Raw genomic sequence first — 26,790 nt, 5'->3', positions numbered from 1 at the left:
CCTGCCGGACGATCGCCAACTCGGTCTCGAGTTCCCTGATTCGCTTGCGTGCTGCGCGGAGGTCGGCGGATTCGCCGGTACTGATGCCCGGACGCTCGCCCCGGTCGATCTGATCCTGGCGCACCCAGCCGTGGAGACAGCCTGCGCTGATGCCTAGCTCGTAGGCGGTCTGCTTGACCTGCTTGCCCGATCGGACCAGCGCGACGGCGCGGGCACGAAACTCGGGCGGATAGGGACGGGGCACTCTCAGAGCCTTTCAGTCAGGCCCGAGACTCATCACCCGATCTGGAAACCAACCCGTAGGGCAGGTCAGAGTGACAACCACACCTTCAGCAGTCCCCTGTCCGACTCATGGCCACTGACGAGGGCGGTCAGCGGGCATCTGTGCGGAATACGTGGGGAGGTTTCGCCATCGTGCCCACGGAAGCCTCTCGGTATCCTTTCACCCCCAGCGGCGTTCGAGCCGCAAGAGCTCGGCTGGAGGCAGCAGACGAGAAGTCCCCTCATCGTGCAGCAGTCCCCGACGCGCTGAACGGTGCCGTGCTCGGTGCCCAGCTCGGCACGCAGAGTCCTGACCATCCGCACCGCGGCGGCCTTCTCCTCAGGGCTGTAGCGACGCGTGGTCGGCTTCCCCGGGCTGCTGTCCTTCGGCATGAGTACATCCTCGTTTCCAAACGAAGGAGACTCCAACCAACCCAGGGCGACTCAGATCAAGCCTTCGGGACCATGCCGATGCCGCTCGATGCCAACTTGAACACCAGCGACAGCGCATTACGTACGTCGGGATCGCGATCAACCCGGCGCATCCCGCCAACGCGCTCGGCAGCGACATCCATCGTTGTGATTGCTCCCCGCTGGTCGCTCCCCAGGCTCGAGAACAGGATGAAGCATCGAAACACATGCAGATCCCGTCCCCGCCGCTGTCGCAGAAACGGCTGCAGCAGCGCTACCTCGTCGTGGCTCACTTGGCCACGCAGCGCTTCCGCTGAGGTCCACCTCGTTCCCCAGCCGCGTTCTTCGGCCTCCTGCTGAAGTTCGATCAGGGTCTCAAAGTCCAGTTCACAGATTCTGAAGTCGGGATCGGAAGTTTGAATGAGGGTCATGGCGCCGCGCCTACTCCAAGCCCCAGATTTGGATGGGCGTATCTGGGGAGATCGAACCGTCGTCGATGCGGCGAAGCAGCTCGTCCCAGCGATGATGCCCGTCCAGAATCTGCCCGCCTCGCGAGACGATAATCCCTTCGCCCTCGGCTGCGCGATTGATCGAGCCGAGCAGCTCGTCGTTGGTCATGTGCTCGTAGTGCGGGAACGCGTCCCGCGTTGCCTGGCTCTCCGTGTAGCGCGCGAGGTCACCGGCAGACTCAGTCCGAGGGCTCAGTGAGTAGTTCGCGTTGTGGACCAGGATCGGCGTATCGCCCGCGACTGCGTAGTAGTTGTGATCCCCAGGGACCCTGAAGTTGTATACGGTCTCCGACCGCTCCTCGATCTCACGCGCCTGCAAGACGGCGACGCCCTCCGGCGTCGCGAGCGTGTCGCCGACAACGAGGTCGCCAGCTCGCTTCCATCCGGAGCCGACGACCCAGAACGGGTGATCAGCCGTGGTAGTCAGCGTTCCTCCGCCGACGGTCAACGTGAGCAGCGACTCCACGTGACGCACGTACGTCCGGTCCACGCGGCGCAACTCGTCCTCACCGGTCTCGAAGTTCCGCGCCCAGACCTTGTCGCCGACTTGGATGTCCTCGATCCGCCTGAGTCCGCCCTCGGTCCGGATCAGTGTTCCAGCAACGAAGCACGTCTTCCCTGGAATGCCGCAAGTGCCAGATCGACATCCGCTCTTTGCGGCGCTGGTGTCGGCTGCAGATCGGGCTGCGAGGCTCTTCGATTTAGCGCTGCGGACGGCGAGGCTCTCGGCCTTACGACCAAGGCCTGAGAGGGCCTTCTTCCCGATGACGCCAGCGACCTTGCCTGCGCCTCCGCCGAGGAGTCCTGTTGCTCCGCCGATGGCGATGGCTTCTGCGTAGCCGCCGAAACTGTGGTCGGCGGTGGGATCGAGTGCGTTCTCGACAGCGGCTCCGGCCATGCCGCCGGCGACGGCGCATCCAACGACCCCTACTCCACCGGTGGCGACTGTGCATCCGGCCGTGACCACGATGCCCGTAGCAATTCCTGTGATCGCGGCCTTGTTGTCCTCAACGAAGTCTGCCGCCGCAGACAGACCGCCACCAACGGCGCTACCGATCCTCTCGAAGACGCTCGGCTCTGGCTCGGGGGCTGGTGGTTGGACGGGTACTGCGTTGTGGTCGATGAGCCCCACGGTCCACTTCATGGCGAGCATGCCGCTGGCGTCGACGTAGGTCAGGGGGTTGTTGTTGCCGTAGACGTATCCGTTGATCTGCCGCGAGTTCGTGGCCTGCACGACGGGGTCGGCGGTGAGGAACGAGCCGAGGGCGGTGTCGTAGGGGCGAGCACCGATGCTCATGAGCCCGGCGTCAGCATCGATGGTGCCGCCGATGAAGCCTTGGTCGCCGGTCCAGGTGCCGTTGGTGGATCTGATCTGCCCGTAGGGACTGGTGCGTCTGCTGGACAGAACCCCGGTGGTGTCGCTGTCGACGTCCCCATTGGTCAGGGAGTAGGACGCGGTGCCGTGGGGGTCGTTGAGCAGTGTGTCAACGTCGGAGCGGTTGGGGCCGGATCGGACGGCGACTGAGTTCCCCGCGAAGGAGTAGTACCTCAACGCCTCGACACTCTGACCGTCGTCGTCGGTAGAGACCTCGGTGCCGTCGCTGAGGTACAGCGTCACCTGGGGGTCACCGGTGTTTCCGGTGGTGTCGGTGGACTGCACGACCCGCAGGAACCGGGTTCCTGAGGAGGTGTAGAGGTTGGTCTGCTCCGAGCCCCCTTGCGCGCCGACCGCTGGGGCGGTGATGGTGCGGAGCCGGCCCTGGGTGTCCCAGGTGAGTGTCTGGTTGCGTCGCTGGGTCATGCGGCCGGCAGCGTCGTAGGCGTAGTTGCCGGAGGCAGATTCGATACCTGCGTCCGTGACTCCGGTCGCCGCCCCGTCGGTCACCTCGTCGGTGACGCTGGTGACGCCGTGGGCGTGGGCGGAGTCCGCGTAGGCGTAGGTGTCTTCAACGGCCACGACCTCGTTGCCGTCGTGGCCGCGGAGGGTGACCGCCTTGCGGTTACCGGTGGCCTGGCTAAACGTCCAACTGTTCCAGTACGAGGAGTCGTCAGCGACCAGGTTGCCCACGTTCGGGGCCGCGGAGCACAGGTCGTCCCCGGCCTCCCACCCGTTCTGAGCCGTCAGCGTCCAGGCGTCGGTGAGCTGGACGAGCGCGTCGTAGCGGTAGCACTGGGTCTCGACGTGGACGGCGTCGCCGCTGTTGGTGTCCGCAGCGTCAATGGTGCTGCTGGTCAGGTTTCCTGCGGTGTCGTAGGTGTAGGTGGTGCGTTCGTCGTAGTAGGACTCTGTCTGGCGGTCGACCTGGCTCGACAGCAGCCGGCCGGTGCCGGAGTCGTACTTGAACGACTGCCAGAAGAGGTTGCCGTAGGTGTTGCCCAGGGCCAGCTGGTCGAGCTGCCCGCGGACCGACCACTTCGCTTCGGGCACGTAGGTACCCAGCGATCCAGCCAACGAGGTCGGCCGACCGACGGAGTCGTAGTCGACCTGCACCCGCTCCTGTGGGAGCCCGATGTCGAGGTCGTCGCTGTTCTCGTAGTCGGTCCACTTCAAGGAGCCGTCAGGGTTGTACCCGAAGCTGGTGTTGTAGCTACCGACCATGGCCTGCGGGATCAGGCCACCGGCTGTGGCTGCATCGCCCGAGGCGTCCGGGTCACCGATGGTGGTCTCGACACCAGAGACCTGCCCGGCGTCGGTGTAACCAGTGATGGTCTCGGAGTGGACCTGCAGACCCTGGTCATAGGTGATGGAGCTGTCGGCGCGGCCCGTGGCCGAGTCGAACGTCCACTGCGCCAACGTGATCGGGTCGCCGGCACTGGTGGTGTCGAGCAGCGTGGTGGCCCGTCCGAGCTTGTCGTAGACCGTGGTGATCTCGGTGCCCAGGGCATCGGTGGTGGTCTCGGGCAGCCCCACAGCGGTGTAGCTGTTGGTGGTGGTCCCGGTGTCGGGGTCGGTGGACTCGACCAGTTGACCCTTCAGGTCGTAGGTGTAGGTCCACTCGTTGCCGGCCTGGTCTGTCATCGAGGCTAGTTCGCCGGCCGGGGTGTAGGCGTAGGTGGTCTCGATGTCGGGGGCGGTGAAGGTGTTCCCGTTGTACTCGACACTGGAGATGGTGCGTCCACGTGCGTCGGTGCTGGTGCTGCTCAGCACCGAACCATCGCCGGGATTCAACTTGACCGTGTTGCCGGGGTAGGCGGTGGTCACCACGACCGGGTCGGCGTGGCCCTTGTAGTCGGTCGAGGTTTGCGTGGAGCGTCCGGCACCGTCGTAGGTGAAGGAGGTCTCGATCGGGTACTGGCTGGAGATCGCCAGCATGTCGTTGGTCGGCTCGTCCGCGACGAATGCATCACTCCGAGTCCGCAGGACCTGCCCTCGCCCGTTGTAGTCGGTCGTGGACACGATGCTGCCGATCGTGTCGTCGCTCTCGCGCAACGTGGGGGTCTGCGTCTGGACCGTCCGGGCGAGGCCGTCGAAGAACTCAAAGGCCGTCGAGGTCTGACCATTGGGGAGCAGCGTGTCGGTACGAATCCGGTTGGGGGAGGTGACGACGCCGCTGCTGTTGGTCTGGAACAGACCGTAGTAGTAGCTCAGACTGGGGGTGTCGTCGGCGTCCTGCCCCGGCAGCCACACCTTGGACAGGCGCCCGATCTCGTTGTACTCAGCCACGGTCACGGCCCCGTCGCTGCCCTGAACCTCGACCGGGAGCCCCCGGTCGGGGTCAAAGGTGGTCGTCGAGGTCAGCGCCTGTCCAGGCCCGTTGCCGTCTGGGTCGGGGCCGGTCTCGGAGATGGTCGTCGCGTACGCGCCCTCCGGCGCGCCAGGAGCGGCGGTGTAAGCGATGTGGGTCGAGACGCCGTCGGCGTCCGTCTGCTTCGTTGCCCGCCCGAAGCGGTCATACGTCGTCTTCGAGGCGGTCTGGAAAGCCATCGAGGAAGCGTCGCCACGCGCACCGTCCAACACCTGTGTCTCGGTGACATAACCGACCGTAGGCGAGGTGGACAGGTCGCCGTTGTCGTAGGCGTACCTGACCGCCGACAACCGACGGTCAGCCTCAGTCGTCGTCGGGGAGTACAGATCGCTGGGACAAAGCCCTGCGTACACCGTCTGGTTGCGCGCGGTCTGGAGAATCCACTTAGCCGGGTCCTCGGTGTACTTGGTGACGGTGCACGTGCGGTCGACGAGATCGCCGGTAGAGCCAGCTGCTCCCACGGTCACGTTGTCCCAGGCCCGGTCGTTGACCGCGATGGCGCGTCCGCGGTCGTCGTAGGTGTAGTTGATCCGGACGACCTGTTCCTTGCCGGCGGTTTCCGGGGTGCGGGTCTCGGTCGCCGTGATCAGCTGCATCTGCGGCTGATAGTCGCCGTCCTCCTGCGGAGTCGATGTATCGCTGCTGACGTACTCGTTGACCGTCGAGGAGAGTTCGTTCGCGGCGCTGACCGGGCCGTTGAAGCTCCGGGTCTCCAAGGTGGCGCCAGCCAGCCCGCGGTAGTCGTTGAATGCGGTCCCGTCGCTCGTGGTGACTTGTGTCTCTCGACGTTCACCGTCGCTGTCGCGGTCCTCGAAAAGCCCTCGGTAGTAGCGGGTCTCGGTGACCACCGCGTTCACGCTGGTGCCAACTGTGGCCACCACACGCCCAAACCCGCGCCACTGGTCCCAATTACGGTCCGCGGGTCGCAGGGCGGTGGAGTCGTCTTCTGGGGCATGGTGCTCAACGGCGCGAACGGCAACTCGGAAACCGTGACGTGGATCTTGTGGTGGGTGCTGGTGGCGGGGTTCGCCTGCTGGCCCCTGGCAGGACTGCTCTATCTCTTCCTTCGTCCGCGATTCCTCGTCCCTCCTCACCTACGACGCAGCCAGTCACCGGCTAGTGCCTGGTGGGCGCGAAAGCGGCAACTGAGTGGGGCGCGTCGGTCGGCGACCGAGGCGGCACCTCCCGTGGAGCCGGGATAGAGAGTGGCCGAAGCTCATGGGCATAACGGAGATCCGGGAGATCGACTAGCGGTTCCGCTCAGGCGAGTTGGCAGAAGGCGGACCGATGACGCCGCACCGTGCCGCAGCAGATCCGTCCCGTCAGCGGCGGCTGTCAGGTTTCCGCTTCAATCCAAGCGTAAGAAAGGCGCACGCCCCCACCGCCCACACGAAGGCAGCAACATATGCGCCCGGCTCATCCACCCCGCTGGCAATGCCGACTACCTGGCGCACAGCCAGGACTCCCCAGCCAACTGCCACCACGACTGCCAGCCAGCTTCTCCAGCGCCTCAAGGGCAGTCCTGGCCGACATGCGGACCCGAAGGGATCGTGCCGTGGACAGCGGACTCGAGCGTCCACTCATAGTTCCGACGCAACGCACGTCTCCTGGGTAGTTGGCAGCGGAGAACAGCCCATCATCGGCTCGGCACCGCGGCCTCACCCCACAGGCAGCCCACGGGCCAGCGCCTCGCACCACGAGACGTGGCTCGGATGCCACCGAGCCGCCAGCTCAGCCGCGGATAGCGTCCTGCACGTCTCGTCGATCGAGCATCGCGATGCACCAGGCGAAGTGGCCGTCCGAGCCGTCCTCCCCGAAGCAGCACGCGGTGATGAGCGCGTAGGCCGCTCGGTAGACGAGCAGTCGTTCGCGCGAGTAGCCGAAGGCCGCGCACCAGGCGTCGTCCAGGGTCCGCTCCACGTCCCGTGCGCGAGGGCCCCACATGTCGTAGACGCTGGCGGCGATCGCAGCGTCGAAGGCCGGGTCGCCGGCGGTGCTGAGGAAGCCGAAGTCGAGGACGGCGGTGGCCCGGCCTCCCGTCCGCAGGACGTTGGCAGCGATCAGATCGCCGTGCACCAACGTCGGAGGCGCTGTCTCCAGGGAGCGCAGCGCAGCGATCGTGCTCGCCGCGGTGTCCGCCACCCGCGGATGCGCCGCGGCCAGCGCCTGCTCGAACCGCGTCACCCGGCGTGCCACCAGGTCGGCGAGCTGCGTCTCGAACGCGGCGCCAGGACCGAAGGCCGGTTCACCCGGCAGCATCGGGAGCGCGAGAAACGCCGGCTGCGCGGGGATCGCGGCCAGCGCGGCGAGGGCCTCGGTCATGACGTCGATGTCGGTGGTCGACAGGTCCGGCGACGACCCGTCGGCCTGCCAGACCGGCTCGCCGTCGAGGCGACGCTCGATGGAGACCAGGTGCCCCTCGACCTCCAGCACGTCCACGATGAGCGGGAGCATCACCGAGGAGTCGGCGAGGCGTCCTGCCTCGATGCCTTCGTAGAAGGTCCGCAGCAGGTCGAGGTCCGCGCGGGAGCGGCTCGACCAGACCTTGGCCGCGGTGCCGTCGCCCAGGTCGAGGACGACGCCCTCCACGCCCCGACCGAGGACGCCGACGGAGGTCAGGCCGGCAGCCCGCAGGACGCTGATCGCAGCTTGCTCGTCAACGGCCACGCCGCCACTGTGGCATCCGGCTCGCGTCGAGGCATCCGAGATATCAGCGTCGCCCGCGGTACCGGCCCGACGCATTCCCTTGGTTCAGCTCGCGCACGAGTCGCTCCAGCGCCCGCAAGGTCGGCTCCCACCGTGGCTCGTCGGCGACGGCGCTCGCCTGCTCGGTCAGCGCGTCGAGCAGGCGCCGCACGGCAGCCGGTGACGAGGCGACCGCGGCGACGCACTGCTCCAGGGCATGGCTCGCGGCCACCTGCCGCACCTCCACCGCGATCGCACCCGCAGCAGCGGCGCGGCGCTCCTCGTAGGCCGCCCGCCGACACCGCTGGGAACACCAGACACGAGGACGTCCACGGTCCGAGCGCGGCAACAGGTCACCGCACCGCGGGCAGGCGCCGGCACGCGCGGGTGCCGGAGGTTCGTCCGTCATGACGCGAGCGTGGTGGTGAGCCCTCACCACAGGTCTCACCACGGCCCCGGCCTGTGGAGAACGCGCCCCTCTCCACAGAAGAAGTCCGCCTCGGAGCGGGCGATCTGCAACGGAGCCACCGTCGTGGGCACATCCACGACGAGAGGCCGACCATGCACGACGACACCGACTCATCCCTGAGGGTCCGGGTCTGGGACCTGGAGAAGTACGAGGGGCGCCGGGGCACCAGCTACCGCGTCCGATGGGCCGTCGAAGGCCGGCGGCACGGCACCACCTTCCCCACCAAGAAGCAGGCCGATGTCTTCCGCGGTCAGCTGCTCGCAGCCGTGCGCGCCGGCGAGGCGTTCGACCTCACCAGCGGGCTCCCGATGTCGACCGTGCGAGCCGCGATCCCCGCCCGCACCATGACCTGGCTCGGGCTGGTCGAGACGTACTGCCAGGCCAAGTGGGGTTTCGCCTCACCACGCCACCGCAAGGGCATCGCCGAGGCCCTCTCGCTGGCAACGCTCGGCGTCCTGGGTGACGCCAGCCGACTCGGGCGTCACACGCGCACGGACCTGACCTCGGCCGTCAGCTACGGGATCTGCGCCCGAGGCGCCACCGCAGCCACCTACGACCCGACCGCACTGTCAGCGCTCCGCGCCGGCGACGTCCCGGCCACACGCATCGCCGACCCGCTCGTCCTGCGCCAGGTGCTCACCACCCTCGGCACCCGCATCGACGGCCGGCCCTGTGCCGCGTCCACCGTGCGCCGGCGGCGAGCCACCCTGCACAACCTGCTCGAGTTCGCCGTCGAGACCCAGGTGCTGTCGACCAACCCGCTCCACGGCATCAAGAACCGCACCTACGCCGGTGTCACCCGCATCGACCCCCGGGTCGTCGTGAGCCAGGCTCAGGGAGCCACGCTCATCAGCGCCGTCGCCGAACGGTCCCCGCACCTCGCCGCCTACTTCGGCCTCATGCTCTACGCGGGCCTGCGCCCCGCCGAGGCCCGCACCCTCCAACGCGGCGACCTGACCCTCCCCACCACTGGCTGGGGCGAGCTGACCCTCAGCCGCACCCAGCAGCGCCCCGGCAAGTCCTGGACCAACGACGGCACCGGCGTCGAGACCCGTCAGCTCAAGCACCGTGCACCCGGCGACTACCGGGTCGTACCCGCGGACCCACGCCTCGTCGAGCTGCTGAACCGCCACCTCGACCGGTTCGAGTGCGACGTCGACGGCCACCTCTTCGCCGCCCGCACCGGACGCTCCGGCGTCCCGCTGCCCAAGCCATACAAGACCCTCGTCTCGGAGTCGACCCTGTCACTGGCGTGGAAGACCGCCCGCGAGGCGACGTTCACCGAGCAGCAGTGCGCCTCCCCGCTGGCACGCCGCCCCTACGACCTCCGCCACGCCTGCCTCACCACCTGGCTCAACGCCGGCGTCGCACCCGCCCAGGTCGCCAGCTGGGCGGGGCACAGCACCCGCGTCCTCCTGGACGTCTACGCCGGCTGCGTCGACGGGCAGCTCGAGACCGCGCAAGCGCAGATCGACGCCTACGTGCACGGCAACGTCCGAGATCGCGCGGATCGGTGACCCCTCGCATCTCGGAACAGCTCGGCAGTATTCCGGAATAGAGTAGACTAACTCGGAATAGCGCGGCAGTGTTCCGACTTACAGGGCACGTCACGATGGAGGAGGTCCCGATGCCTGGTCCGAGCCCAGCGGCCCTGCCCATCCCTGCCCACGAGCGTCGGTTCACGCCCTGGCGTCAGTCGTTCCGGGGAGGCACCCGCGAGGACCGGACGATGCGCGAGGTCGAGGTGAGCCTGCCGCCTCGACTGGCGGACCTGGACCTCGCGACGCCGTCCGCGCTCGGCGCGGAGATGGACGCCGCGCTGCGGGCCATCAGCCGCCTCGACGACACTCACGGCGAGCACCTCGCTCCCCTGGCGACGATGCTGCTGCGAGCCGAGTCCGTCGCGTCGTCCAAGATCGAGCGGGTCGAGGCGTCCACGGACGACTACGCCCGCGCCCTGCACGGGATCAAGGCGAACGCCTCGGCGATGTCGATGGTGGCCTCCACCCAGGCGCTGGCCGACCTCATCGACTCCGTCGGACCCAACACCGACGCGCACCCACCGGGCACCGCTGGCCGCAGCACTGGCACCGGCCGCGCCCTCACGCTCGGGGCCATCCTGTCCGCCCACCGCATCCTCATGGCAGACGACCCCGAGGAGCGCGCCTACGCGGGCCGCCTCCGGGACATGCAGAACTGGATCGGCGGGTCGGACCACTCCCCCCGCGGCGCCCTCTACGTGCCGCCCCCACCCGAGACCGTGCCCGCACACCTCGACGACCTGCTCGCCTACGCCGGACGGACCGACGTACCCGTCCTCACCCAGGCAGCACTGACGCACGCGCAGTTCGAGTCGATCCACCCCTTCACCGACGGCAACGGCCGGATCGGACGCGCCCTCATCAACACGATCCTGCGGCGACGCGGCATCACCAGCCGCGTCGTCGTCCCCCTCGCCTCGGCCCTGGTGGCTCGACGTGACGACTACTTCGACGCCCTTGGCGCCTATCGGGCCGGCGCCGCGGCGCCGATCATCCGCGCCTTCACCCACGCCTCCACCCTGGCTGCGGAGGAGTCCGCAGCCACCGCCACTCGACTGGCCGAGCTGCCCGACACCTGGCTGGACGCGGCGCGCCGGCCCCGCAACGGGTCCGCAGCCCGCCGAATCCTCGACACGCTGCTCGAGACGCCCGTCTTCACCACCGACGAGATCGCCACCAACGTTGGCGGGCCACCGAGCTCGGTCTACGCCGCCATCGACCGCCTCCACACCAGCGGGGTCCTCCGACCGCTCACCCAGCGCACCCGCAACCAGGTGTGGGGCGCCGCCGCGCTCCTCGACGAGCTCGACGACCTCGGAGTCCGCATCGGCGCACGAGCACGCGCCGAGCGGAGCTGAGCCGCACCGGCGCCGCGTCCACTCGCCCCGAACCGCCCCAAACTTTGGGACACATTTGGGACAGACCCCCGCACACAGCCGGTCACCGTCAGGCACAGCCGGACACAGCGAAAGAGCCCCTGACCGGCGTTTCCGCTGGTCAGGGGCTCTTTTTCCTGCTGGTGGCAGATCCAGGATTCGAACCTGGGAAGCTTTCGCGACGGATTTACAGTCCGCTCCCATTGGCCGCTCGGGCAATCTGCCATGTCGTGGTGCCGCGTTTGGGCGGTGCCACAACGAGAGGAGACAATAGCAAGGCACCCGGGCCGGTGCGGAATCCGCGCGGCCCACCCCGCAGCACCCCACCCGAGCAGGAGAGACACCAGCCTCATGGCCGACTCGTCGTTCGACATCGTCAGCAAGATCGACCGTCAGGAGGTCGACAACGCGCTCGGCCAGACCGCGCGCGAGATCGCCACCCGCTACGACTTCAAGGGCACCGGCGCCACCATCGAGTGGCAGGGCGAGGAGGCGATCGAGATCAGCGCCTCCGCCGACGACCGTGCCACCGCCGTCCTCGACGTCTTCAAGGGCAAGCTGATCAAGCGCAACGTCTCCCTCAAGACGATCGACGCCTCCGAGCCGCGCCAGTCCGGCCAGCAGTCGAAGATCGCGGTCGCGCTCAAGGAGGGCATCTCCTCCGAGAACGCCAAGAAGATCTCCAAGCTCATCCGCGACGAGGGCCCCAAGGGCGTCAAGGCGCAGATCCAGGGCGACGAGCTGCGCGTCTCGTCCAAGAAGCGCGACGACCTCCAGGCGATCATCGCCCTGGTCAAGGAGCAGGACTACGACTTCGCGGTGCAGTTCACGAACTACCGCTGAGGTCTCGCGACAGGGCTGCGCTCTGCTTCGACTCTCGAACAACACGGGGAGCCTCCTCGGGGATCAGATCCCGACGGGGCTCCCCGTTGCGTTCCGGAGGCCTCGCTCATAGCAGTGGTCATATTTGCTGCATGACCGCCCTCGCCGAGCTTGCACGGCGCACGGACGCGGCGGTCCAGCGAGCCCGGGCAGAGCTGGTCACGGGTGTGCGCGCTGCTCACGCCTCAGGTCTGACCCAGGCGGAGATTGCCCGCGAGATCGGACGCAGCCAGCCCGAGGTATCCCGCCTGCTGCACTTCCACGGGCGTAGCGCCCGAGGTCGAGCACTGCGACGCAACAAGCCCGCGGTCCTCGCTCTCATCTCCGAGATCGGCGGGGGCCGCGTGCGAGTGTTCGGCTCCGTGGCGACGGGCACCGACGGGCCGGACTCCGACATCGACCTGCTCATCGACCTGTCGGACGACGTCGGCATGCTGAGGATCGCGCGCACCGAGCGGCTTCTCGCCGACATCCTCGGCTACTCCGTCGATCTCGTGTCGTCCAGCGACCTGCGAGCAGACCTGCGTGATCGCGTCCTCGCTGAGGCCGTTCCGCTGTGAGCAGGTCCGAGACCGAGCTACTTCAGGAAGCACTCACCCACTACGAGGCAGCCACCGAGCACGTGCGGGCTATGGCGGCGGCGTCCGCACTCTGAGCCGCACCGAGGCACGTACACCGGACCTCTCGACGTGCGTTCCTCGCTGGCGCTCGTCACTGCTCGACCAGCGGGGGGGGTGGTTGGGTGCCGGTGGTTTCGAGACAGGACTTCGTCCTTCCTCAACCGCCGGCCGCGGGCTCGTCCTTCCTCGACCAGCGGAGGTCGGCGGTCAGGTGCGGAGGTCTCGACGTACGTTCCTCGCTGGCGCTCGTCACTGCTCGACCACCGGAGGCCGGCAGTCAGGTGCGGGGGTCTCGTGGCTCGTCGCTGGCGCTCCTCGCACCTCGACCACCGGTGGCGGCGAGGAGGGCGATGCCGGTGCGCACGGTGCGGTGCTCCCAGGCCCGGGCGAGGGTGGTCTCGCCGCGGGTCAGCCGGGTGAACGAGCCCCAGCCGGGGCCGGCGAGCAGGTGGTGGAAGGCGTACGGGCGCTTCTCGAACGCGGCCAGGCAGCGGCGTCCTGCCTCCATCTCGGGCAGGAGGTCGGCGGCGAGGGCCGCCTCGTAGGCGGAGACCACCGACCCGAGGTGGGACGACGGCCCGCGACCGAGCACGGCGTCGGCCGCGACGCGTCCGGCTGCGAGGCCCGAGCGGACCGCGAACGAGATGCCCTCACGCGTCCAGGGCTCGAGCAGGCCGGCGGCGTCCCCGGCGACGAGGAGCCGCCCGCGACCCAGCGGCGACGAGGGCGTGCGGCAGCGGGTGAGGTGCCCGGAGTCGTGCAGCACGCGCAGCCCGGCCAGCCCCTGCTGCTCCACGAGCGCCCGCAGGTAGGCCTGCGTCTCGGCCGGCCGGCCCTTCGCCGCGATCACGCCGACGGTGAGGGAGTCGCCCTTCGGGAAGACCCAGCCGTAGGAGCCTGGCAGCGGCCCCCAGTCCAGGTGGACCCGGTCGGCCCAGGCCGCGGCCTGCCCGCCGGCGTCCAGCTCGACCTCGAGGCCGAGGTCCGTCTCCGCGACCCGCACCCCCACGGCGCGCGCGACGCGGCTCGAGGTGCCGTCGGCGCCGATCACGGTGCTCGCGCGCACGACGCCGTCGGCGGTGCGCAGCTCGATCGGCCCGGCGGACGTGGCGGCGTCGTCGGGCACGGTCACCGGCCCCACCCCCAGCCGCACGTCGGCGCCCGCGGACGCGGCGGCGTCGGCGAGCCAGGCGTCGAGCTCGGTCCGCGCGGCGGTGCGCAGCACGGGGCCGCCGTCCGGGCTGTGCCGCTCGCGTGGCGCGCCACCGCGCAACGTCAGGGAGACCCGCAGTACCTCGGCCCGCGCGGGCGGGGTGCCGGGCAGGGCCGCCAGGGTCGGCCCGATGAGACCACCGCCACACGTCTTGTACCGCGGGAAGGCCGCTCGCTCGAGCAGGACGACCCGCGCACCGGCCTGCGCGGCGGCCCGTGCCGCCGACGAGCCGGCCGGCCCGGCGCCCACGACGGCGACGTCGAACTCCTCGGATGCGCTGCTCACAGGGGCCGAGCCTACGAGGGGGCTATCCCCACCCCCGGACACCCGGGCTGACCTGCGCGTAGTGGAGCACAGATCGCGGCCGACCGTCGGGGCTGTCCACGCACCCCTGCGGAGGAAAGGTCTGCCTCACTTCTTGTCTACAGTGGAAGAGCGTCGCCGCCCAGCCGACGCCCCGGACCGCCTCGCGGGACGTGGGCGCACCCCCGGCACACCGGCAACCCCGGACCACGATCCCGCGCGGCGCAGCGATGTTGAGGAGCGGACGCAGGTGTCCAAGCAGGTCAAGCAGCTCGACCGGGTCGTCATCCGGTTCGCGGGCGACTCCGGTGACGGCATGCAGCTCACCGGAGACCGGTTCACGCAGGAGTCGGCGTCGTTCGGCAACGACCTCGTCACCCTGCCGAACTTCCCCGCGGAGATCCGCGCCCCCCAGGGCACGATCCCCGGTGTCTCGTCGTTCCAGGTGCACTTCGCCGACCACGACATCCTCACCCCCGGTGACGCCCCCGACGTCCTCGTCGCGATGAACCCCGCGGCGCTGAAGGCGAACCTCGGCGACATGCCGAAGGGCGCGACGATCATCGTCGACACCCACGACTTCACGGGCCGCAACCTCACCAAGGCCGGCTACGAGTCCAACCCGCTCGAGGCGCTCGACGCCGAGGACGGCGGCGACCAGGGCCCGCTCGCGGGCTACTCGGTGCACCCCGTCGACCTCACCGGCATGACCGTCGAGGCGGTCAAGGAGTTCGGCCTCTCCCGCAAGGACGCCGCCCGCGCGAAGAACATGTTCGCGCTCGGCCTGCTCTCCTGGCTCTACGGCCGCCCGATCGCGCCGACCGAGCAGTTCCTGCACCGGAGGTTCGCCCGCGTGGCCGACATCCGGGACGCGAACCTCACCGCGCTCAAGGCCGGCTGGAACTTCGGTGAGACCACCGAGACCTTCGTCGTCCAGTACGAGGTGAAGCCCGCCCCCATGGCGGCCGGCACCTACCGCAACATCACCGGCAACCTGGCGCTGGCCTACGGCCTCGTCGCCGCCGGCGTGCAGTCCGACCTGCCGGTCTTCCTGGGCTCGTACCCGATCACCCCGGCCTCGGACATCCTCCACGAGCTGAGCAAGCACAAGGCGTTCGGCGTCACGACCTTCCAGGCCGAGGACGAGATCGCCGGCATCGGGTCGGCGATCGGTGCGGCCTACGGCGGTGCGCTGGGCGTCACGACCACCTCGGGCCCCGGCATCGCGCTGAAGTCCGAGGCGATCGGCCTGGCCGTGATGACCGAGCTGCCCCTCCTCGTCATCGACGTGCAGCGCGGCGGCCCCTCGACCGGCCTGCCGACCAAGACCGAGCAGGCCGACCTGCTCCAGGCCATGTTCGGCCGCAACGGCGAGGCGCCCGTCCCGATCGTGGCGCCGCAGTCGCCGGGCGACTGCTTCTCCGCCGCGCTCGAGGCCGCCCGCATCGCCGTCACCTACCGGACGCCGGTCATGCTGCTCTCCGACGGCTACCTGGCCAACGGCTCCGAGCCGTGGCACGTCCCCGAGGTCGCCGACCTGCCGAAGATCGACGCGAACTTCGCCACCGCTCCCGCCGAGGGGGAGGAGTTCCTCCCCTACAGCCGCGATCCCGAGTCCCTGGCCCGCCCGTGGGCGCCGCCGGGCACCGCCGGCCTCGAGCACCGCATCGGTGGTCTCGAGAAGGCGGACGGCTCGGGCAACATCTCCTACGACTCGGCCAACCACGACAAGATGACCCGGCTGCGCCAGGCCAAGGTCGACCGGATCGCCGAGTCCCTCCCGCCGCTCGAGGTGGACGACCCCACCGGCGACGCGCGCGTGCTGGTGCTGGGCTGGGGCTCCACCTACGGCCCGATCGGCGCCGCGGTGCGCCGGGTCCGCAACGAGGGCGGCAAGGCCGCGCAGGTGCACCTGCGCCACCTCAACCCGTTCCCGAAGGACCTCGGCGAGATCCTCAAGCGCTACGACAAGGTGCTGATCCCCGAGATGAACCTCGGGCAGCTCTCGATGCTGATCCGCGCGAAGTACCTCGTGGACGCGGTCGGCTTCAACCAGGTGCGCGGCCTGCCGCTCAAGGCCGCCGAGCTCGCCGAGGCCATCACCGGCCTCGTGGAGCAGATCGAGAAGGAGGACGCACGATGACTGCCACCGACCTGGGCCTGCCCAGCCTGCGAGGCACCGAGGGCGTCCCCGTCCTGAACGAGGGCGAGAAGCTCACCGGCAAGGACTTCTCCAGCGACCAGGAGGTCCGCTGGTGCCCCGGCTGCGGCGACTACGCCGTCCTCAAGGCCGTCCAAGGCTTCCTCCCCGACCTCGGCCTGCGACGCGAGAACATCGTCTTCGTCTCCGGCATCGGCTGCAGCTCGCGCTTCCCGTACTACCTCGACACCTACGGGATGCACTCCATCCACGGCCGCGCGCCGTCGATCGCCACCGGCCTCGCCACGTCCCGTGAAGACCTCTCCGTCTGGGTCGTCACCGGCGACGGCGACGCCCTCTCCATCGGCGGCAACCACCTCATCCACGCCCTGCGCCGCAACGTCAACATGACGATCCTACTGTTCAACAACCGCATCTACGGCCTCACCAAGGGCCAGTACTCCCCCACCTCCGAGGCCGGCAAGATCACCAAGTCCACCCCCATGGGCTCGGTCGACCACCCCTTCAACCCCGTCTCCCTCGCCCTCGGCGCCGAGGCCTCCTTCGTCGCCCGCACCATCGACTCCGACCGCAAGCACCTCACCTCCGTGCTCGCCGCCGCCGCCGCCCACCGCGGCACCAGCCTGGTCGAGATCTACCAGAACTGCCCGATCTTCAACGACGGCGCGTTCGACGCGATCAAGGACCGCGACACCAAGGAGCACGCGATCATCCCGCTCGAGCACGGTCAGCCGATCGTGTTCGGCGGTGGCACGAAGGGCCTCGTCCGCGCGGCCCACGGTGGCGTCGAGGTCGCGGAGATCGGGGACGCCGACGGCCAGGTGAGCCTGGAGCAGGTGATCGTCCACGACGCCCACCAGCAGGACCCCACCCTGGCCTTCGCGATCAGCCGGCTCACGGACGCGGGCTACCTCAACCGCTCCCCCATCGGCATCTTCCGCCAGGTCGAGCGCCCGACCTACGACGACCAGGCCCGCGGCCAGGTCGACTCGGCCCGCAAGGCCGCCCCGGGCGAGCAGTCCGACCGCCTGGCCGCCCTCATCGGCGGCGGCGACACCTGGACGGTCGTCTGAGACGTCCCCCTTCGAGGTGCGCGAGCGCCGAGTCGGCAGACAGTTGCTGCCGACTCGGCGCTCGCGTCGTTGCGGGGGGGGTCAGCTGACGCGGTGGATGTAGATCTCCCGGGAGACGTCGGCCTGCCACTTCGGGGTGCGCACGACGTGTGCCCGGTAGTAGACGCGGTTGTAGCCGTCCTTGGGGCCGCGGACCTTCATCCGGTAGCGCCCCTTGTCGTTGGTGCGGGCCTTGCCGAAGAGCCGCCAGCCGGACGAGCAGCGCAGGTCGCGCTTGCAGTCCATGACCTGGATGCGGACGTTGATGGACCTGCCGGGCACGGGGCTGACCCGCCCGACCACGACGAAGCGGTTGTCCTTCGGCTCCTTGCCCGCGATGGAGACCTCCCGGTTCGCGCGGGCGGCGTGCGCGGCCGGGGCGGTGACGACGCCCAGTGCCAGCAGCGCGGAGACGAGGGCGGCCACGAGGGCCGCGGAGTCAGAGGGGGCGGTGGGGACGGTGCGGGTCACGAGGTCCTCCCGGTGGGACGGCTCTGCTGGGTGTGCCTGGGCTGGGTGCCTTGGGCTGAGGGGAACGGGCCGGGGCGGGGCTCGCCGACCGCCGCCCTGATCGGCCAGCACCGTACCCCGCCTGAGGAGTTCGTGGGCGGCTCCCGCGCCCCTAGGCTGCGCTGGTGAGCGACGGTCGTCGCGGGATGCTGCTGGGCATCTCCGCCTACGCGATGTGGGGCCTGTTCCCCCTGTACTTCCCGCTGCTGGAGCCCGCGGGGGCGCTGGAGATCCTCGCCCACCGGCTCGTGTGGTCGCTGCTCACGATGGCGCTGGTCGTGCTCGTGCTGCGCAAGCGCCGCTCCCTGGCCGCCCTGCTGCGCGACCGGCGCAAGGTCGGCCTCCTGGCGTTGGCGGCGCTCGCCATCACCGCCAACTGGGGCATGTACATCTATGGCGTCGTCACAGCACGTCGTCGAGACCGCGCTCGGCTACTACATCAACCCGCTGGTCTCGGTGCTGCTCGGCGTGCTGTTCCTCGGCGAGCGGCTGCGGCGGCTCCAGTGGGTCGCCATCGGACTCGTCGTGCTGGCCGTCCTGGTGCTCACGATCGGCTACGGGCGGCTGCCGTGGATCGCCCTGGTGCTGGCGTTCTCGTTCGGCACCTACGGGCTGCTGAAGAAGAAGGCCGCCGCCGGGGCGGTGGAGTCCCTGACCGTCGAGACGGCGGTCGTCGCCGGCCCGGCCCTCGCCTACCTGGTCTGGCTCGGCGCTGCGGGGCAGGCACAGGCCGGCGCCCACGGCACCGGCCACGCGCTGCTGTTCGCCACCACCGGTGTCGTCACCGCCGTGCCGCTGCTCTGCTTCGGCGCTGCGGCGATCCGACTGTCGCTGACGACCATCGGGATGCTGCAGTACCTGACCCCGACGATCCAGTTCCTCATCGGCGTCTACGTCCAGGGCGAGGCGATGCCGACCGAGCGGTGGGTCGGGTTCGCCCTCGTGTGGCTGGGGCTCGTCGTGTTCACCGTGGAGGCGATCCGCGGGTCACGACGCAGGGTCGTCGCCCCGGTCGCGTAGGTCCTAGGCACGTGCGGCGATCTCGAGGCTCGTCGCTGGCGCTCCTCACACCTCGATCACCGGTGGTCGCCCGAGGACATGCCGCCGGAGGCGGCCATCCCACTCAGCCGGTGCGGACCGCCACCACGTCCGCGAACGCCTCGAGGGCGTCCCGCACGGCGCCGGCGGGCAGCACGGAGAGGTGCTTCTTGGCGGCCTCGGCCTGCGCCACGACGTAGCTGCGGGCCTCGTCCATGGCCGGGTGGGCGCGCAGCAGGGTGAGCGCCTCCTCCACGTCCGCGTCCTCGGTGAGGGGCCGCGAGAGGAGGTCGAGCAGGCGGACGTCGGCAGCGTCGGTGGAGCCGACGGCCTGCGACTGCGCCATGAGCACCGGCAGCGTGGGCACGCCCTCGCGCAGGTCGGTGCCGGGCGTCTTGCCGGACTCGCCGGTCTCCGAGGCGATGTCGAGGATGTCGTCGGAGAGCTGGAAGGCGCTGCCGACGATCTCGCCGTACGCGGCCAGCGCCTCGACGACCTCGGCGGGCGCGCCGGAGAACATCGCCCCGTAGCGCGCCGAGGTGGCGATGAGCGAGCCGGTCTTGCCGGCGACGACCTCGAGGTAGTGCTGGAGCGGGTCCTCGTCGGCACCCGGGGGCACCGTCTCGAGGATCTGGCCCTCGACGAGCCGGGTGAATGTGCGGGCCTGGATGAGCACGGCCTCGGGGCCCAGCTCGGCGGTCAGCTCGGAGGAGCGGCCGAAGAGGAAGTCGCCGACGAGGATGGCGGTGTTGTTGTCCCACCGGGCGTTCGCGCTGGGCGCACCGCGCCGCACGTCCGCCTCGTCCATCACGTCGTCGTGGTACAGCGAGCCGAGGTGGGTGATCTCGACGACGCAGGCGCTGGTGAGCACGGCGTCGTTCTCGGGGTCGCTGCCGGCCTCGGCCGCGAGCAGCACCAGCAGCGGCCGGAACCGCTTGCCGCCGGCGTCGAGCAGGTGGCTGGCGGCCTCGGTGACGTAGCTGGAGTGGGCACGGACGTGACCCGCCAGGAGCGTCTCGACGCGGTCGAGACGCTCCTGCAGACGGTGGGCCAGCTCAGGGTCGGTGACCGGGAGGGCGAGGTTGGCCGGCGGTGGGGTGGTGCTCACCTGATGAATTGTCCGGCATGGCTCGCGAGGTCGAGCACCGGCCCAGGAACCAGGCCCAGGGCGAGGGTGCCGATCACGCCGACCGTGATGACGGTGACCACCAGCGGGGACGGGGTGACGACGCTGGCCGAGGCCTCGGTGGGGGCGGAGAAGAACATGATCTTGATCTGGCGGACGTAGAAGAACACGCCCAGCACGGACGCCAGGATCGCGACCAGCACCACCGGCCACATGCCCGCGGACATGGCGACCACGAACACCGACCACTTGCCGGTGAACCCGGCGGTGAGCGGGATGCCCGCCATGGAGAGCAGGAACAGCGAGAAGACGCCGGCCACCAGCGGCGAGCGACGGCCTAGGCCGACCCACCGGTCCATGCCCGTGGCCTCGCCGGAGGCGTCGCGCACCAGCATGACCACCGCGAAGGCGCCGACCGTGGCGAAGCCGTAGGTGGCCAGGTAGAACATGACCGCCTGGAGCGAGGTGACCTGGCCGTCGGCCAGCTCCGTGGGGCTCTGGACGCCGATGACGCCGGTGAGCAGGAAGCCCGTGTGCGCCACCGCGGACCACGCGAGCATCCGCTTCACGTCGGTCTGGACGATGGCCATGAGGACGCCGACCAGCATGGTGAGGGCGGCGACGCCACCCAGCACCGGCATCCACGTCCACCGCTCCGCGCCGAAGGCCACGTAGAAGAGCCGCAGCAGGGCGCCGAAGGCGGCGATCTTGGTGCAGGCCGCCATGAACGCGGTGACCGCGGTCGGGGCGCCCTGGTACACGTCCGGGGTCCAGGCCTGGAACGGCGCGGCGCCGACCTTGAACAGCAGGCCGACCGCGAGCATCGCCAGGCCCATGAGCATGAGGCCGCGGTTGCCGAGGTCGCTGCGCACCGCCACGTCGATGGCCGCGAGGTCCATCGAGCCGGCGAAGCCGTAGGTGAGGGCGATGCCGTAGAGGAAGAACCCGGAGGAGAACGCGCCGAGCAGGAAGTACTTCAGCGCCGCCTCCTGGCTCAGCAGGCGGCGTCGGCGGGCCAGGCCCGTCATCAGGTACAGCGGGAGGCTCAGCACCTCGAGCGCGACGAACATGGTCAGCAGGTCGCCGGAGGCGGGGAACAGCAGCATGCCGCCGACCGCGAACATCATCAGCGGGTAGATCTCGGTGTGCTCCAGGCCCTGGGTGCGCTTCTCGGCCTCGGTGCCGGGCAGGGCCGCGGCCTGGCCGGCGAAGGCGCTCACGCCCTGCTCGAGGCGACGCTCGGCGAAGAGCAGCAGCCCGAGCCCGGCGAAGACCAGCACGAGGCCCCAGAGGAACACGGTCGGGCCGTCGACGACGACCGAGCCGGCGCCGCCGATGACGCCCTGGGCGTCGCGGTCGGCCACCTCGTCCAGGTTGGCGCCCACGTAGACCGTGCCGACGAGCGCAGCGACGAGGCCGAGCGCCGCCACCGCGACCTGCGGGAGGAACCGCGAGCCGCGGGGCAGGAACGCCTCGAGCGCGAGGCCGATGATGCCGGCACCGAGCACGACGATGATCGGCCAGATCTCGGCGTAGGCCATGTACGGCGTGGTGAACTCCGACATCAGTGCTCGCCCTCCTCGGCGCTCGCGTCCGCGGCCGGCGCGGACACGGTCGGGGACTCGTCGGTGACGCCCACGTGCGTGAGCAGGTCACCGACGTAGTCGTTGCTGGCGTCCAGCAGGGGCTGCGGGAAGAACCCGAAGCCGACCAGCGCGACCATCAGCGGCAGCACCGCGACGACCTCGCGCACGCCCAGGTCACGACGGGCGGGGCTGCCCTCGGGCAGCTCCGGCGGCGGCCCGGTCATGGAGCGCTGGTACATCCAGAGGATGTAGATCGCGGCGAGCACGATCGCGGTGACCGCGATGGCGCCGACCCACCAGGCGTACTGGAAGGCCGCGATCAGCACCAGGAACTCGGAGACGAACGGGCTCAGGCCGGGCAGGCTCAGCGTGGCCAGGCCCGCGATCAGCAGCATCGCCGACATCACCGGGGTGACCTTCTCCTGGCCGCCGAGCTCACGGATCGACGTGGTGCCCCGGCGGGCCGTGATGTAGCCGGCCACCAGGAACAGCGCGGCCGTGCCGACGCCGTGGTTGACCATGTAGAGCACCGCCCCCGAGCCACCGGCGGTGGAGAAGACGAAGATGCCGAGCACGATGAAGCCGAAGTGGCTCAGCGAGGTGAGGCCGATGAGGCGGAGCACGTCGTCCTGCCCGATGGCCAGGACCGCGCCGTAGACGATCGAGATCAGCGCGAGCGCGACGACGACCGGGGTGGCCCACTGCGAGGCCTCGGGAAAGATCCCCAGGCAGAAGCGCAGCATGCCGAAGGTGCCGATCTTGTCGAGCACGGAGACGAGCAGCACCGAGGTGGCCGGGGTGGCCTTGCCGGTGGTGTCGGCCAGCCAGGTGTGCACCGGGAACAATGGCGCCTTCACCGCGAACGCCACGAAGAAGGCGGCGAACAGCCAGCGTCCGGCCTCGGTCGGGATGTCGAGGGCCATGAGGTCGGAGAGCAGGTAGCTCGGGGAGCCGGCCTGCGCGGAGACCACGTAGAGCCCCAGGACGCCGGCGAGCATGACGAGCCCGCCGCCGAGCTGGAAGACCAGGAACTTGATCGCCGCGGCCGAGCGCCCGGCGCGGCCGTAGCCGCCGACCAGGAAGTACGCGGGGATCAGCGTGGCCTCGAAGACCAGGTAGAAGAGGAACACGTCGGTGGCGAGGAAGACCGCCATCGAGAGGCCCTCGAGCGCCATCACGAGCGCGGCGAAGCCGGCGGCGCTGCCCTGGCCGACCCCGTCCAGGTCGGTCTCGGTGTCGCGCCAGGCGGCGAGCAGCACCACGGGCACCAGGACGGCGGTGAGGCCGACCATGAGCAGGCCGAGGCCGTCCACGCCCCAGGCCAGGTGCACGCCGAGCGCGGGGATCCACGCGTAGGTCTCGGTGAGCTGCATGCCCTCGCCGAGGTTCCACGAGAGCGCCACGGCCGCGGCCAGCACCAGGGTGAGCAGGGAGAAGCCGAGCGCGACCTGCTGGGGCAGGCGTCCGCTGCGGGGGCTGAGCGCGGTCGCCAGCGCGCCCACGAGGGGCACGGCGACGAGCAGCGTGAGCCAGGGGAGGTCCATCAGAGGTTCACCACCAGGAGAGCCGCGAGGAGCAGGACGGCGCCTGCGAGGACGGAGAGTGCGTAGGAGCGGACGTAGCCGGTCTGGAGCCGCTTGATCACCTGGCCGACGCCGCCCATCACCGACGCACCGTCGGTGAAGGTCGGGTCGACGACCTTCTCGTCCAGCGCCACGAGCCCGCGGGTCACCCCGCGACCGGGGCCGACGACCAGGCTGTCGTTGATCGCGTCGCCGTAGAGGTCGTGGCGCGCGGCGGTGGTGAACGGGCTGACCTTCTCCGGGGCGGTGTCCGGCACCTCGCGGCGCCCGAACATCGCCCAGGCGACGGCAACGCCGACCGCGACCACCACGAGGGTGACGAGGGTGTAGACGATCGCGGGCACCGGCAGCTCGTGCTCGGGGGCCTCGCCGACGACCGGCGCCAGCCAGTCGACGATCCAGCCACCGAGGTAGAGCACGCCGCCGAGCGCCGACAGCGCGGCGAGGACGACGAGCGGCCCGGTCATCACCGAGGGCGACTCGTGCGGGTGCACGCCGTCGCGCCACCGCTGCTTGCCCAGGAACGTCATCAGCATCAGCCGGGTCATGTAGAAGCCGGTGACGCCCGCGCCGACGAGCGCGCAGACGCCGGCGACCGGGTTCTCCACCAGCGCGGTCTCGATGATCTTGTCCTTCGACCAGAAGCCCGAGAACAGCGGGAAGCCGATGATCGCCAGGTAGCCCATCGCGAACGTCAGGAACGTGACCGGCATGGCCTTGCGCAGCGCCCCGTAGTGGCGCATGTTCACGTCATCGTCCATGCCGTGCATCACCGAGCCGGCGCCGAGGAACATGTTGGCCTTGAAGAAGCCGTGCGTGATCAGGTGGAAGATCGCGAACGCGTAGCCGTACACGCCGAGGCCCGCGGCCAGCATCATGTAGCCGATCTGGCTCATCGTGGAGCCGGCCAGCGCCTTCTTGATGTCGTCCTTGGCGCAACCGATCACGGCGCCCCACAGGACGGTGACGGTGGCGACGACCACGACGACGGTCTGGGCGTGCGGCGCACGCTCGAAGATGAAGTTCGAGCGGACCACCAGGTAGACGCCGGCGGTCACCATCGTGGCCGCGTGGATGAGGGCCGAGACCGGGGTCGGGCCCTCCATCGCGTCCAGCAGCCACGCCTGGAGGGGCACCTGGGCCGACTTGCCGGCGGCGCCGAGCAGGAGCAGGAGACCCAGCGCGGTCAGCACGGTGCTGCTCGCCCCCGAGGCCAGCGCGGAGACCTCGGTGAAGCTGAAGGTGCCGAAGGTGACGAACATCAGGCCGAGCGCCAGGGCCAGGCCCATGTCGCCGACGCGGTTGATCACGAACGCCTTCTTCGCGGCCGCGGCCGCCGAGGGCTTGTGCTGCCAGAAGCCGATGAGCAGGTAGGAGGCGAGGCCCACGCCCTCCCAGCCGAGGAACAGGCCGAGGTAGTTCTCGCTCAGCACCAGCGTGAGCATGGCGGCGACGAACAGGTTGAGGTAGGCGAAGAACCGACGACGGCGGGGGTCGTGGCTCATGTAGCCGATCGAGTAGACGTGGATCAGCGAGCCGACGCCGGTGATGAGCAGCAGGAACAGCACCGAGAGCGGGTCCAGCAGCAGGTCGAGGCCGACGTCGAGGTCGCCCACCGAGAGCCAGGTCCACAGGTGCTGGGTGACGCTGCGCTCGGCCTCGTCGCGGCCCATGAGGTCCACGAGCATGAGGACGCTGAGCACGAACGAGCCCATCGGCAGCGCCGTGGCCAGCCAGTGGCCCCACGCGTCGGTGCGTCGGCCGCCGAGCAGCAGGACGACGGCGCCGAGCAGCGGCAGCGCGACCACGAGCCACAGCAGGGCGGTGACGCCGTCCGCGGCGCTCGGGTCGAGGACGGGGACGGCGGCGTGGCCGTCCGCGGTGAAGTAGTGCATCGTCTCCGCGCTCCTAGAACTTCAGTAGGCTCGCGTCGTCGACCGAGGCCGACCGGCGGGTACGGAAGATGGTCATGATGATCGCGAGGCCGACCACGACCTCGGCGGCGGCCACGACCATCACGAAGAAGGCCGCGATCTGGCCCTCGAGGTCGCCGTGCTGCTTGGCGAACGCGACGAGGGCGAGGTTGCAGGCGTTGAGCATCAGCTCGACGCACATGAAGACCACGATCGCGTTGCGCCGCACGAGCACGCCGGTCGCACCGATGGTGAACAGGATCGAGCTGAGCACGATGTAGGGCGTCACGTCGGTCATCGGTCACCTCCCTCGCCGTCGGTGGTGCTGGGGTGCACCTCGGGGTTCTCGGTGTTGTGGCCGCTGCCGGCGGAGGCGTCGGTCGCTCCGGTGGCACCGCCCGCGGGGGCGGACTCGCCGCCGGTGATCTCGGCCAGCGTCGCCTCGACGTCGGAGACGGACGCGGTGCGCACCGTGCCGCGCGCCACCAGGGTCGCGGAGACCGAGGTGGGTGCCGGCGTCCCGTCGGGCAGGAGCGCCGGGGTGTCGACGGCGTTGTGCCGGGCGTAGACGCCGGGCGAGGGCAGCGGGCCGAGCGGCTTGCCGGTCTCGGCGTAGTCGCGCAGGCGCTGGGCGGCCAGGTCAGCCTGGGTCGTGCGCGGCTCCAGCCGCTCGCGGTGCGCCAGCACCATCGCGCCCAGGGAGGCGGTGATGAGCAGCGCGGCTGTGACCTCGAAGGCGAGGACGTAGCGGGAGAACAGCAGCGCCGCGATCGCCTGGATGTTGCCGTCGGAGTTCACCGCGCCCATGCCGGTGGCCGCGCCGAGGCTGATCTGGGCGGTGCCCACGACCAGCAGCGAGCCCAGAACCACGCCGCCGAGGATCGACAGCGCCCGCTGGCCGGGGATCGTCTCGGTCAACGAGTCGGAGGCGTCGACGCCGACCAGCATCACCACGAACAGGAACAGCATCATCACCGCGCCGGTGTAGACGATGATCTGCACGGCGAAGAGGAACGGTGCCTCCAGCGTCAGGTACAGGCCGGCCAGGCCGATCATCACGGCGGCCAGGAGCAGCGCCGCGTGCACGGCGTTGCGGACGAACAGGACGCCCAGCGCCGCGGCCGTGACCACGACGGCGAGCACCCAGAAGGCGACGCTCACTTCTCCCCCTCCCGCGCGGACGGGGCCGGGGCCGCGTACGCGCTGCGGTAGTAGTCGCCCTCGTCGTCGCCCAGCGTCATCGCGTGCGGCGGCGCCTCCATGCCCGGCAGCAGCGGGGCGAGGAGGTCGGACTTCTCGTAGATCAGGTCGGCGCGGTTGTCGTCGGCCAGCTCGTACTCGTTGGTCATCGTCAGCGCCCGGGTCGGGCAGGCCTCGATGCACAGGCCGCACAGGATGCAGCGCAGGTAGTTGATCTGGTAGACGCGGCCGTACCGCTCGCCGGGGCTGAAGCGCTGGCTGGCGCCGTCCTCGTCGGGGACGTCGCTGTTCGAGGCGCCCTCGACGTAGATGGCGTCCGCGGGGCAGGCCCACGCGCACAGCTCGCAGCCGACGCACTTCTCCAGGCCGTCCGGCCAGCGGTTGAGCTGGTGCCGGCCGTGGAAGCGCGGGGCCGTGGGCTCCTTCTGGAACGGGTACTGCTCGGTGACGACCTTGCGGAACATCGTCCGGAAGGTCACGCCGAAGCCGGCCACCGGGTCGAGGAACTGCTCCTTGAAGCTCGGGGAGCCCTTCTCGTCTGCCAT

At 70.0% G+C, this 26,790-nt stretch carries 21 protein-coding genes, 1 tRNA gene and 1 pseudogene; 7 read left to right on the top strand and 16 right to left on the bottom strand.

Annotated elements, in window-relative coordinates; genetic code table 11:
- From M8330_RS15920 to M8330_RS15895, 6 genes and pseudogenes are all read right to left on the bottom strand, one after another.
- The coding region (locus tag M8330_RS15920) for a transposase (protein WP_250828112.1) at nt 1-244 on the bottom strand (244 nt) is incomplete at its 3' end.
- Between the two features lie 278 nt (nt 245-522).
- Nucleotides 523-654 (bottom strand): annotated as a pseudogene (locus M8330_RS15915) (IS3 family transposase); the annotation flags it as partial.
- Between the two features lie 56 nt (nt 655-710).
- The gene (locus M8330_RS15910) at nt 711-1,103 is read right to left on the bottom strand and encodes a hypothetical protein (protein ID WP_250828111.1); all 393 of its coding nucleotides are present in this window, start codon (nt 1,101-1,103) and stop codon (nt 711-713) included.
- 10 nt (nt 1,104-1,113) lie between these two features.
- Nucleotides 1,114-5,775 (bottom strand): polymorphic toxin-type HINT domain-containing protein, encoded by a 4,662-nt coding sequence (locus M8330_RS15905; RefSeq protein WP_250828110.1) that lies wholly within the window; start codon nt 5,773-5,775, stop codon nt 1,114-1,116.
- Nucleotides 5,776-6,658: 883 nt separating this feature from the next.
- Nucleotides 6,659-7,594, bottom strand: coding sequence for a phosphotransferase (locus M8330_RS15900; RefSeq protein WP_250828109.1), 936 nt, complete (start codon nt 7,592-7,594; stop codon nt 6,659-6,661).
- A 43-nt stretch (nt 7,595-7,637) separates the two neighbouring features.
- Nucleotides 7,638-7,844 carry a hypothetical protein gene (locus tag M8330_RS15895; RefSeq protein WP_250828108.1) on the bottom strand — a complete coding sequence of 69 codons (207 nt, stop codon included), beginning with the start codon at nt 7,842-7,844 and terminating at the stop codon, nt 7,638-7,640.
- Nucleotides 7,845-8,173: 329 nt separating this feature from the next.
- Between M8330_RS15895 and M8330_RS15890 the strand changes: the two genes are divergently transcribed.
- On the top strand, nt 8,174-9,598 hold the full coding sequence (locus tag M8330_RS15890; protein WP_250828107.1) for a tyrosine-type recombinase/integrase: 1,425 nt from the start codon (nt 8,174-8,176) through the stop codon (nt 9,596-9,598).
- Nucleotides 9,599-9,708: 110 nt separating this feature from the next.
- Nucleotides 9,709-10,980 carry a Fic family protein gene (locus M8330_RS15885; RefSeq protein WP_250828106.1) on the top strand — a complete coding sequence of 424 codons (1,272 nt, stop codon included), beginning with the start codon at nt 9,709-9,711 and terminating at the stop codon, nt 10,978-10,980.
- Nucleotides 10,981-11,139: 159 nt separating this feature from the next.
- On the opposite strand, the gene M8330_RS15880 is transcribed toward M8330_RS15885, so the two are convergent.
- Nucleotides 11,140-11,223 (bottom strand) — tRNA-Tyr (locus M8330_RS15880).
- A 126-nt stretch (nt 11,224-11,349) separates the two neighbouring features.
- Between M8330_RS15880 and M8330_RS15875 the strand changes: the two genes are divergently transcribed.
- Both M8330_RS15875 and M8330_RS15870 read left to right on the top strand, forming a co-directional pair.
- Complete coding sequence (locus M8330_RS15875) at nt 11,350-11,841, top strand: YajQ family cyclic di-GMP-binding protein (protein WP_250828105.1); 492 nt, start codon at nt 11,350-11,352, stop codon at nt 11,839-11,841.
- A gap of 131 nt (nt 11,842-11,972) precedes the next feature.
- Complete coding sequence (locus tag M8330_RS15870) at nt 11,973-12,440, top strand: nucleotidyltransferase domain-containing protein (protein ID WP_250828104.1); 468 nt, start codon at nt 11,973-11,975, stop codon at nt 12,438-12,440.
- Nucleotides 12,441-12,777: 337 nt separating this feature from the next.
- Here the strand turns inward: M8330_RS15870 and M8330_RS15865 are convergent, their stop codons facing one another.
- On the bottom strand, nt 12,778-13,998 hold the full coding sequence (locus M8330_RS15865) for a geranylgeranyl reductase family protein (RefSeq protein ID WP_250828103.1): 1,221 nt from the start codon (nt 13,996-13,998) through the stop codon (nt 12,778-12,780).
- 142 nt (nt 13,999-14,140) lie between these two features.
- Here M8330_RS15865 and M8330_RS15860 point away from each other — a divergent pair, with 142 nt between their 5' ends.
- Together M8330_RS15860 and M8330_RS15855 are read left to right on the top strand one after the other, a co-directional pair.
- A complete protein-coding gene (locus tag M8330_RS15860) occupies nt 14,141-16,159 on the top strand; it encodes a 2-oxoacid:acceptor oxidoreductase subunit alpha (RefSeq protein ID WP_372490238.1) in 2,019 nt (672 codons plus the stop codon).
- Nucleotides 16,156-17,250: a 2-oxoacid:ferredoxin oxidoreductase subunit beta gene (locus M8330_RS15855; RefSeq protein ID WP_250050858.1), complete on the top strand. Its 1,095-nt coding sequence runs from the start codon at nt 16,156-16,158 to the stop codon at nt 17,248-17,250. Before M8330_RS15860 ends, M8330_RS15855 begins: the two co-directional genes overlap by 4 nt.
- Before the next feature lie 81 nt (nt 17,251-17,331).
- Here M8330_RS15855 and M8330_RS15850 read toward each other — a convergent pair whose 3' ends face one another.
- On the bottom strand, nt 17,332-17,760 hold the full coding sequence (locus M8330_RS15850; RefSeq protein ID WP_250828101.1) for a hypothetical protein: 429 nt from the start codon (nt 17,758-17,760) through the stop codon (nt 17,332-17,334).
- A gap of 432 nt (nt 17,761-18,192) precedes the next feature.
- Between M8330_RS15850 and rarD the strand changes: the two genes are divergently transcribed.
- A complete protein-coding gene (gene rarD / locus M8330_RS15845) occupies nt 18,193-18,819 on the top strand; it encodes an EamA family transporter RarD (RefSeq protein WP_250828100.1) in 627 nt (208 codons plus the stop codon).
- Between the two features lie 103 nt (nt 18,820-18,922).
- On the opposite strand, the gene M8330_RS15840 is transcribed toward rarD, so the two are convergent.
- From M8330_RS15840 to nuoI, 7 genes are read right to left on the bottom strand one after another with little or no spacing between them, the layout of a single operon-like run.
- Nucleotides 18,923-19,945: a polyprenyl synthetase family protein gene (locus tag M8330_RS15840; protein WP_250050865.1), complete on the bottom strand. Its 1,023-nt coding sequence runs from the start codon at nt 19,943-19,945 to the stop codon at nt 18,923-18,925.
- A complete protein-coding gene (gene nuoN / locus M8330_RS15835; protein WP_250828099.1) occupies nt 19,942-21,528 on the bottom strand; it encodes an NADH-quinone oxidoreductase subunit NuoN in 1,587 nt (528 codons plus the stop codon). Before nuoN ends, M8330_RS15840 begins: the two co-directional genes overlap by 4 nt.
- Nucleotides 21,528-23,093 carry an NADH-quinone oxidoreductase subunit M gene (locus M8330_RS15830; protein WP_250828098.1) on the bottom strand — a complete coding sequence of 522 codons (1,566 nt, stop codon included), beginning with the start codon at nt 23,091-23,093 and terminating at the stop codon, nt 21,528-21,530. Before M8330_RS15830 ends, nuoN begins: the two co-directional genes overlap by 1 nt.
- Nucleotides 23,093-25,027: an NADH-quinone oxidoreductase subunit L gene (nuoL, locus tag M8330_RS15825; protein WP_250828097.1), complete on the bottom strand. Its 1,935-nt coding sequence runs from the start codon at nt 25,025-25,027 to the stop codon at nt 23,093-23,095. Before nuoL ends, M8330_RS15830 begins: the two co-directional genes overlap by 1 nt.
- 13 nt (nt 25,028-25,040) lie before the next feature.
- Nucleotides 25,041-25,343 (bottom strand): NADH-quinone oxidoreductase subunit NuoK, encoded by a 303-nt coding sequence (gene nuoK / locus M8330_RS15820; RefSeq protein ID WP_250050875.1) that lies wholly within the window; start codon nt 25,341-25,343, stop codon nt 25,041-25,043.
- Nucleotides 25,340-26,206 carry an NADH-quinone oxidoreductase subunit J gene (locus M8330_RS15815; protein WP_250050876.1) on the bottom strand — a complete coding sequence of 289 codons (867 nt, stop codon included), beginning with the start codon at nt 26,204-26,206 and terminating at the stop codon, nt 25,340-25,342. The genes nuoK and M8330_RS15815 overlap by 4 nt, the downstream gene beginning before the upstream one ends.
- Nucleotides 26,203-26,790 (bottom strand): NADH-quinone oxidoreductase subunit NuoI, encoded by a 588-nt coding sequence (nuoI, locus tag M8330_RS15810; protein ID WP_250050878.1) that lies wholly within the window; start codon nt 26,788-26,790, stop codon nt 26,203-26,205. The genes M8330_RS15815 and nuoI overlap by 4 nt, the downstream gene beginning before the upstream one ends.

Source organism: Nocardioides bruguierae (assembly GCF_023656415.1).
Taxonomy (GTDB): Bacteria; Actinomycetota; Actinomycetes; order Propionibacteriales; family Nocardioidaceae; genus Nocardioides; species Nocardioides bruguierae.
This window is presented reverse-complemented; position numbering and strand designations above follow the sequence as displayed.

Excerpts from the sequence above, each read along its gene's own strand:
- M8330_RS15910 (WP_250828111.1), bottom strand. The coding sequence starts at position 1,103 with ATGACCCTCATTCAAACTTCCGATCCCGACTTCAGAATCTGTGAACTG.
- M8330_RS15890 (WP_250828107.1), top strand. The coding sequence starts at position 8,174 with ATGCACGACGACACCGACTCATCCCTGAGGGTCCGGGTCTGGGACCTG.
- M8330_RS15885 (WP_250828106.1), top strand. The coding sequence starts at position 9,709 with ATGCCTGGTCCGAGCCCAGCGGCCCTGCCCATCCCTGCCCACGAGCGT.
- M8330_RS15875 (WP_250828105.1), top strand. The coding sequence starts at position 11,350 with ATGGCCGACTCGTCGTTCGACATCGTCAGCAAGATCGACCGTCAGGAG.
- M8330_RS15870 (WP_250828104.1), top strand. The coding sequence starts at position 11,973 with ATGACCGCCCTCGCCGAGCTTGCACGGCGCACGGACGCGGCGGTCCAG.
- M8330_RS15855 (WP_250050858.1), top strand. The coding sequence starts at position 16,156 with ATGACTGCCACCGACCTGGGCCTGCCCAGCCTGCGAGGCACCGAGGGC.
- rarD (WP_250828100.1), top strand. The coding sequence starts at position 18,193 with ATGGCGTCGTCACAGCACGTCGTCGAGACCGCGCTCGGCTACTACATC.
- nuoN (WP_250828099.1), bottom strand. The coding sequence starts at position 21,528 with ATGTCGGAGTTCACCACGCCGTACATGGCCTACGCCGAGATCTGGCCG.
- M8330_RS15830 (WP_250828098.1), bottom strand. The coding sequence starts at position 23,093 with ATGGACCTCCCCTGGCTCACGCTGCTCGTCGCCGTGCCCCTCGTGGGC.
- nuoL (WP_250828097.1), bottom strand. The coding sequence starts at position 25,027 with ATGCACTACTTCACCGCGGACGGCCACGCCGCCGTCCCCGTCCTCGAC.
- nuoK (WP_250050875.1), bottom strand. The coding sequence starts at position 25,343 with ATGACCGACGTGACGCCCTACATCGTGCTCAGCTCGATCCTGTTCACC.
- nuoI (WP_250050878.1), bottom strand. The coding sequence starts at position 26,790 with ATGGCAGACGAGAAGGGCTCCCCGAGCTTCAAGGAGCAGTTCCTCGAC.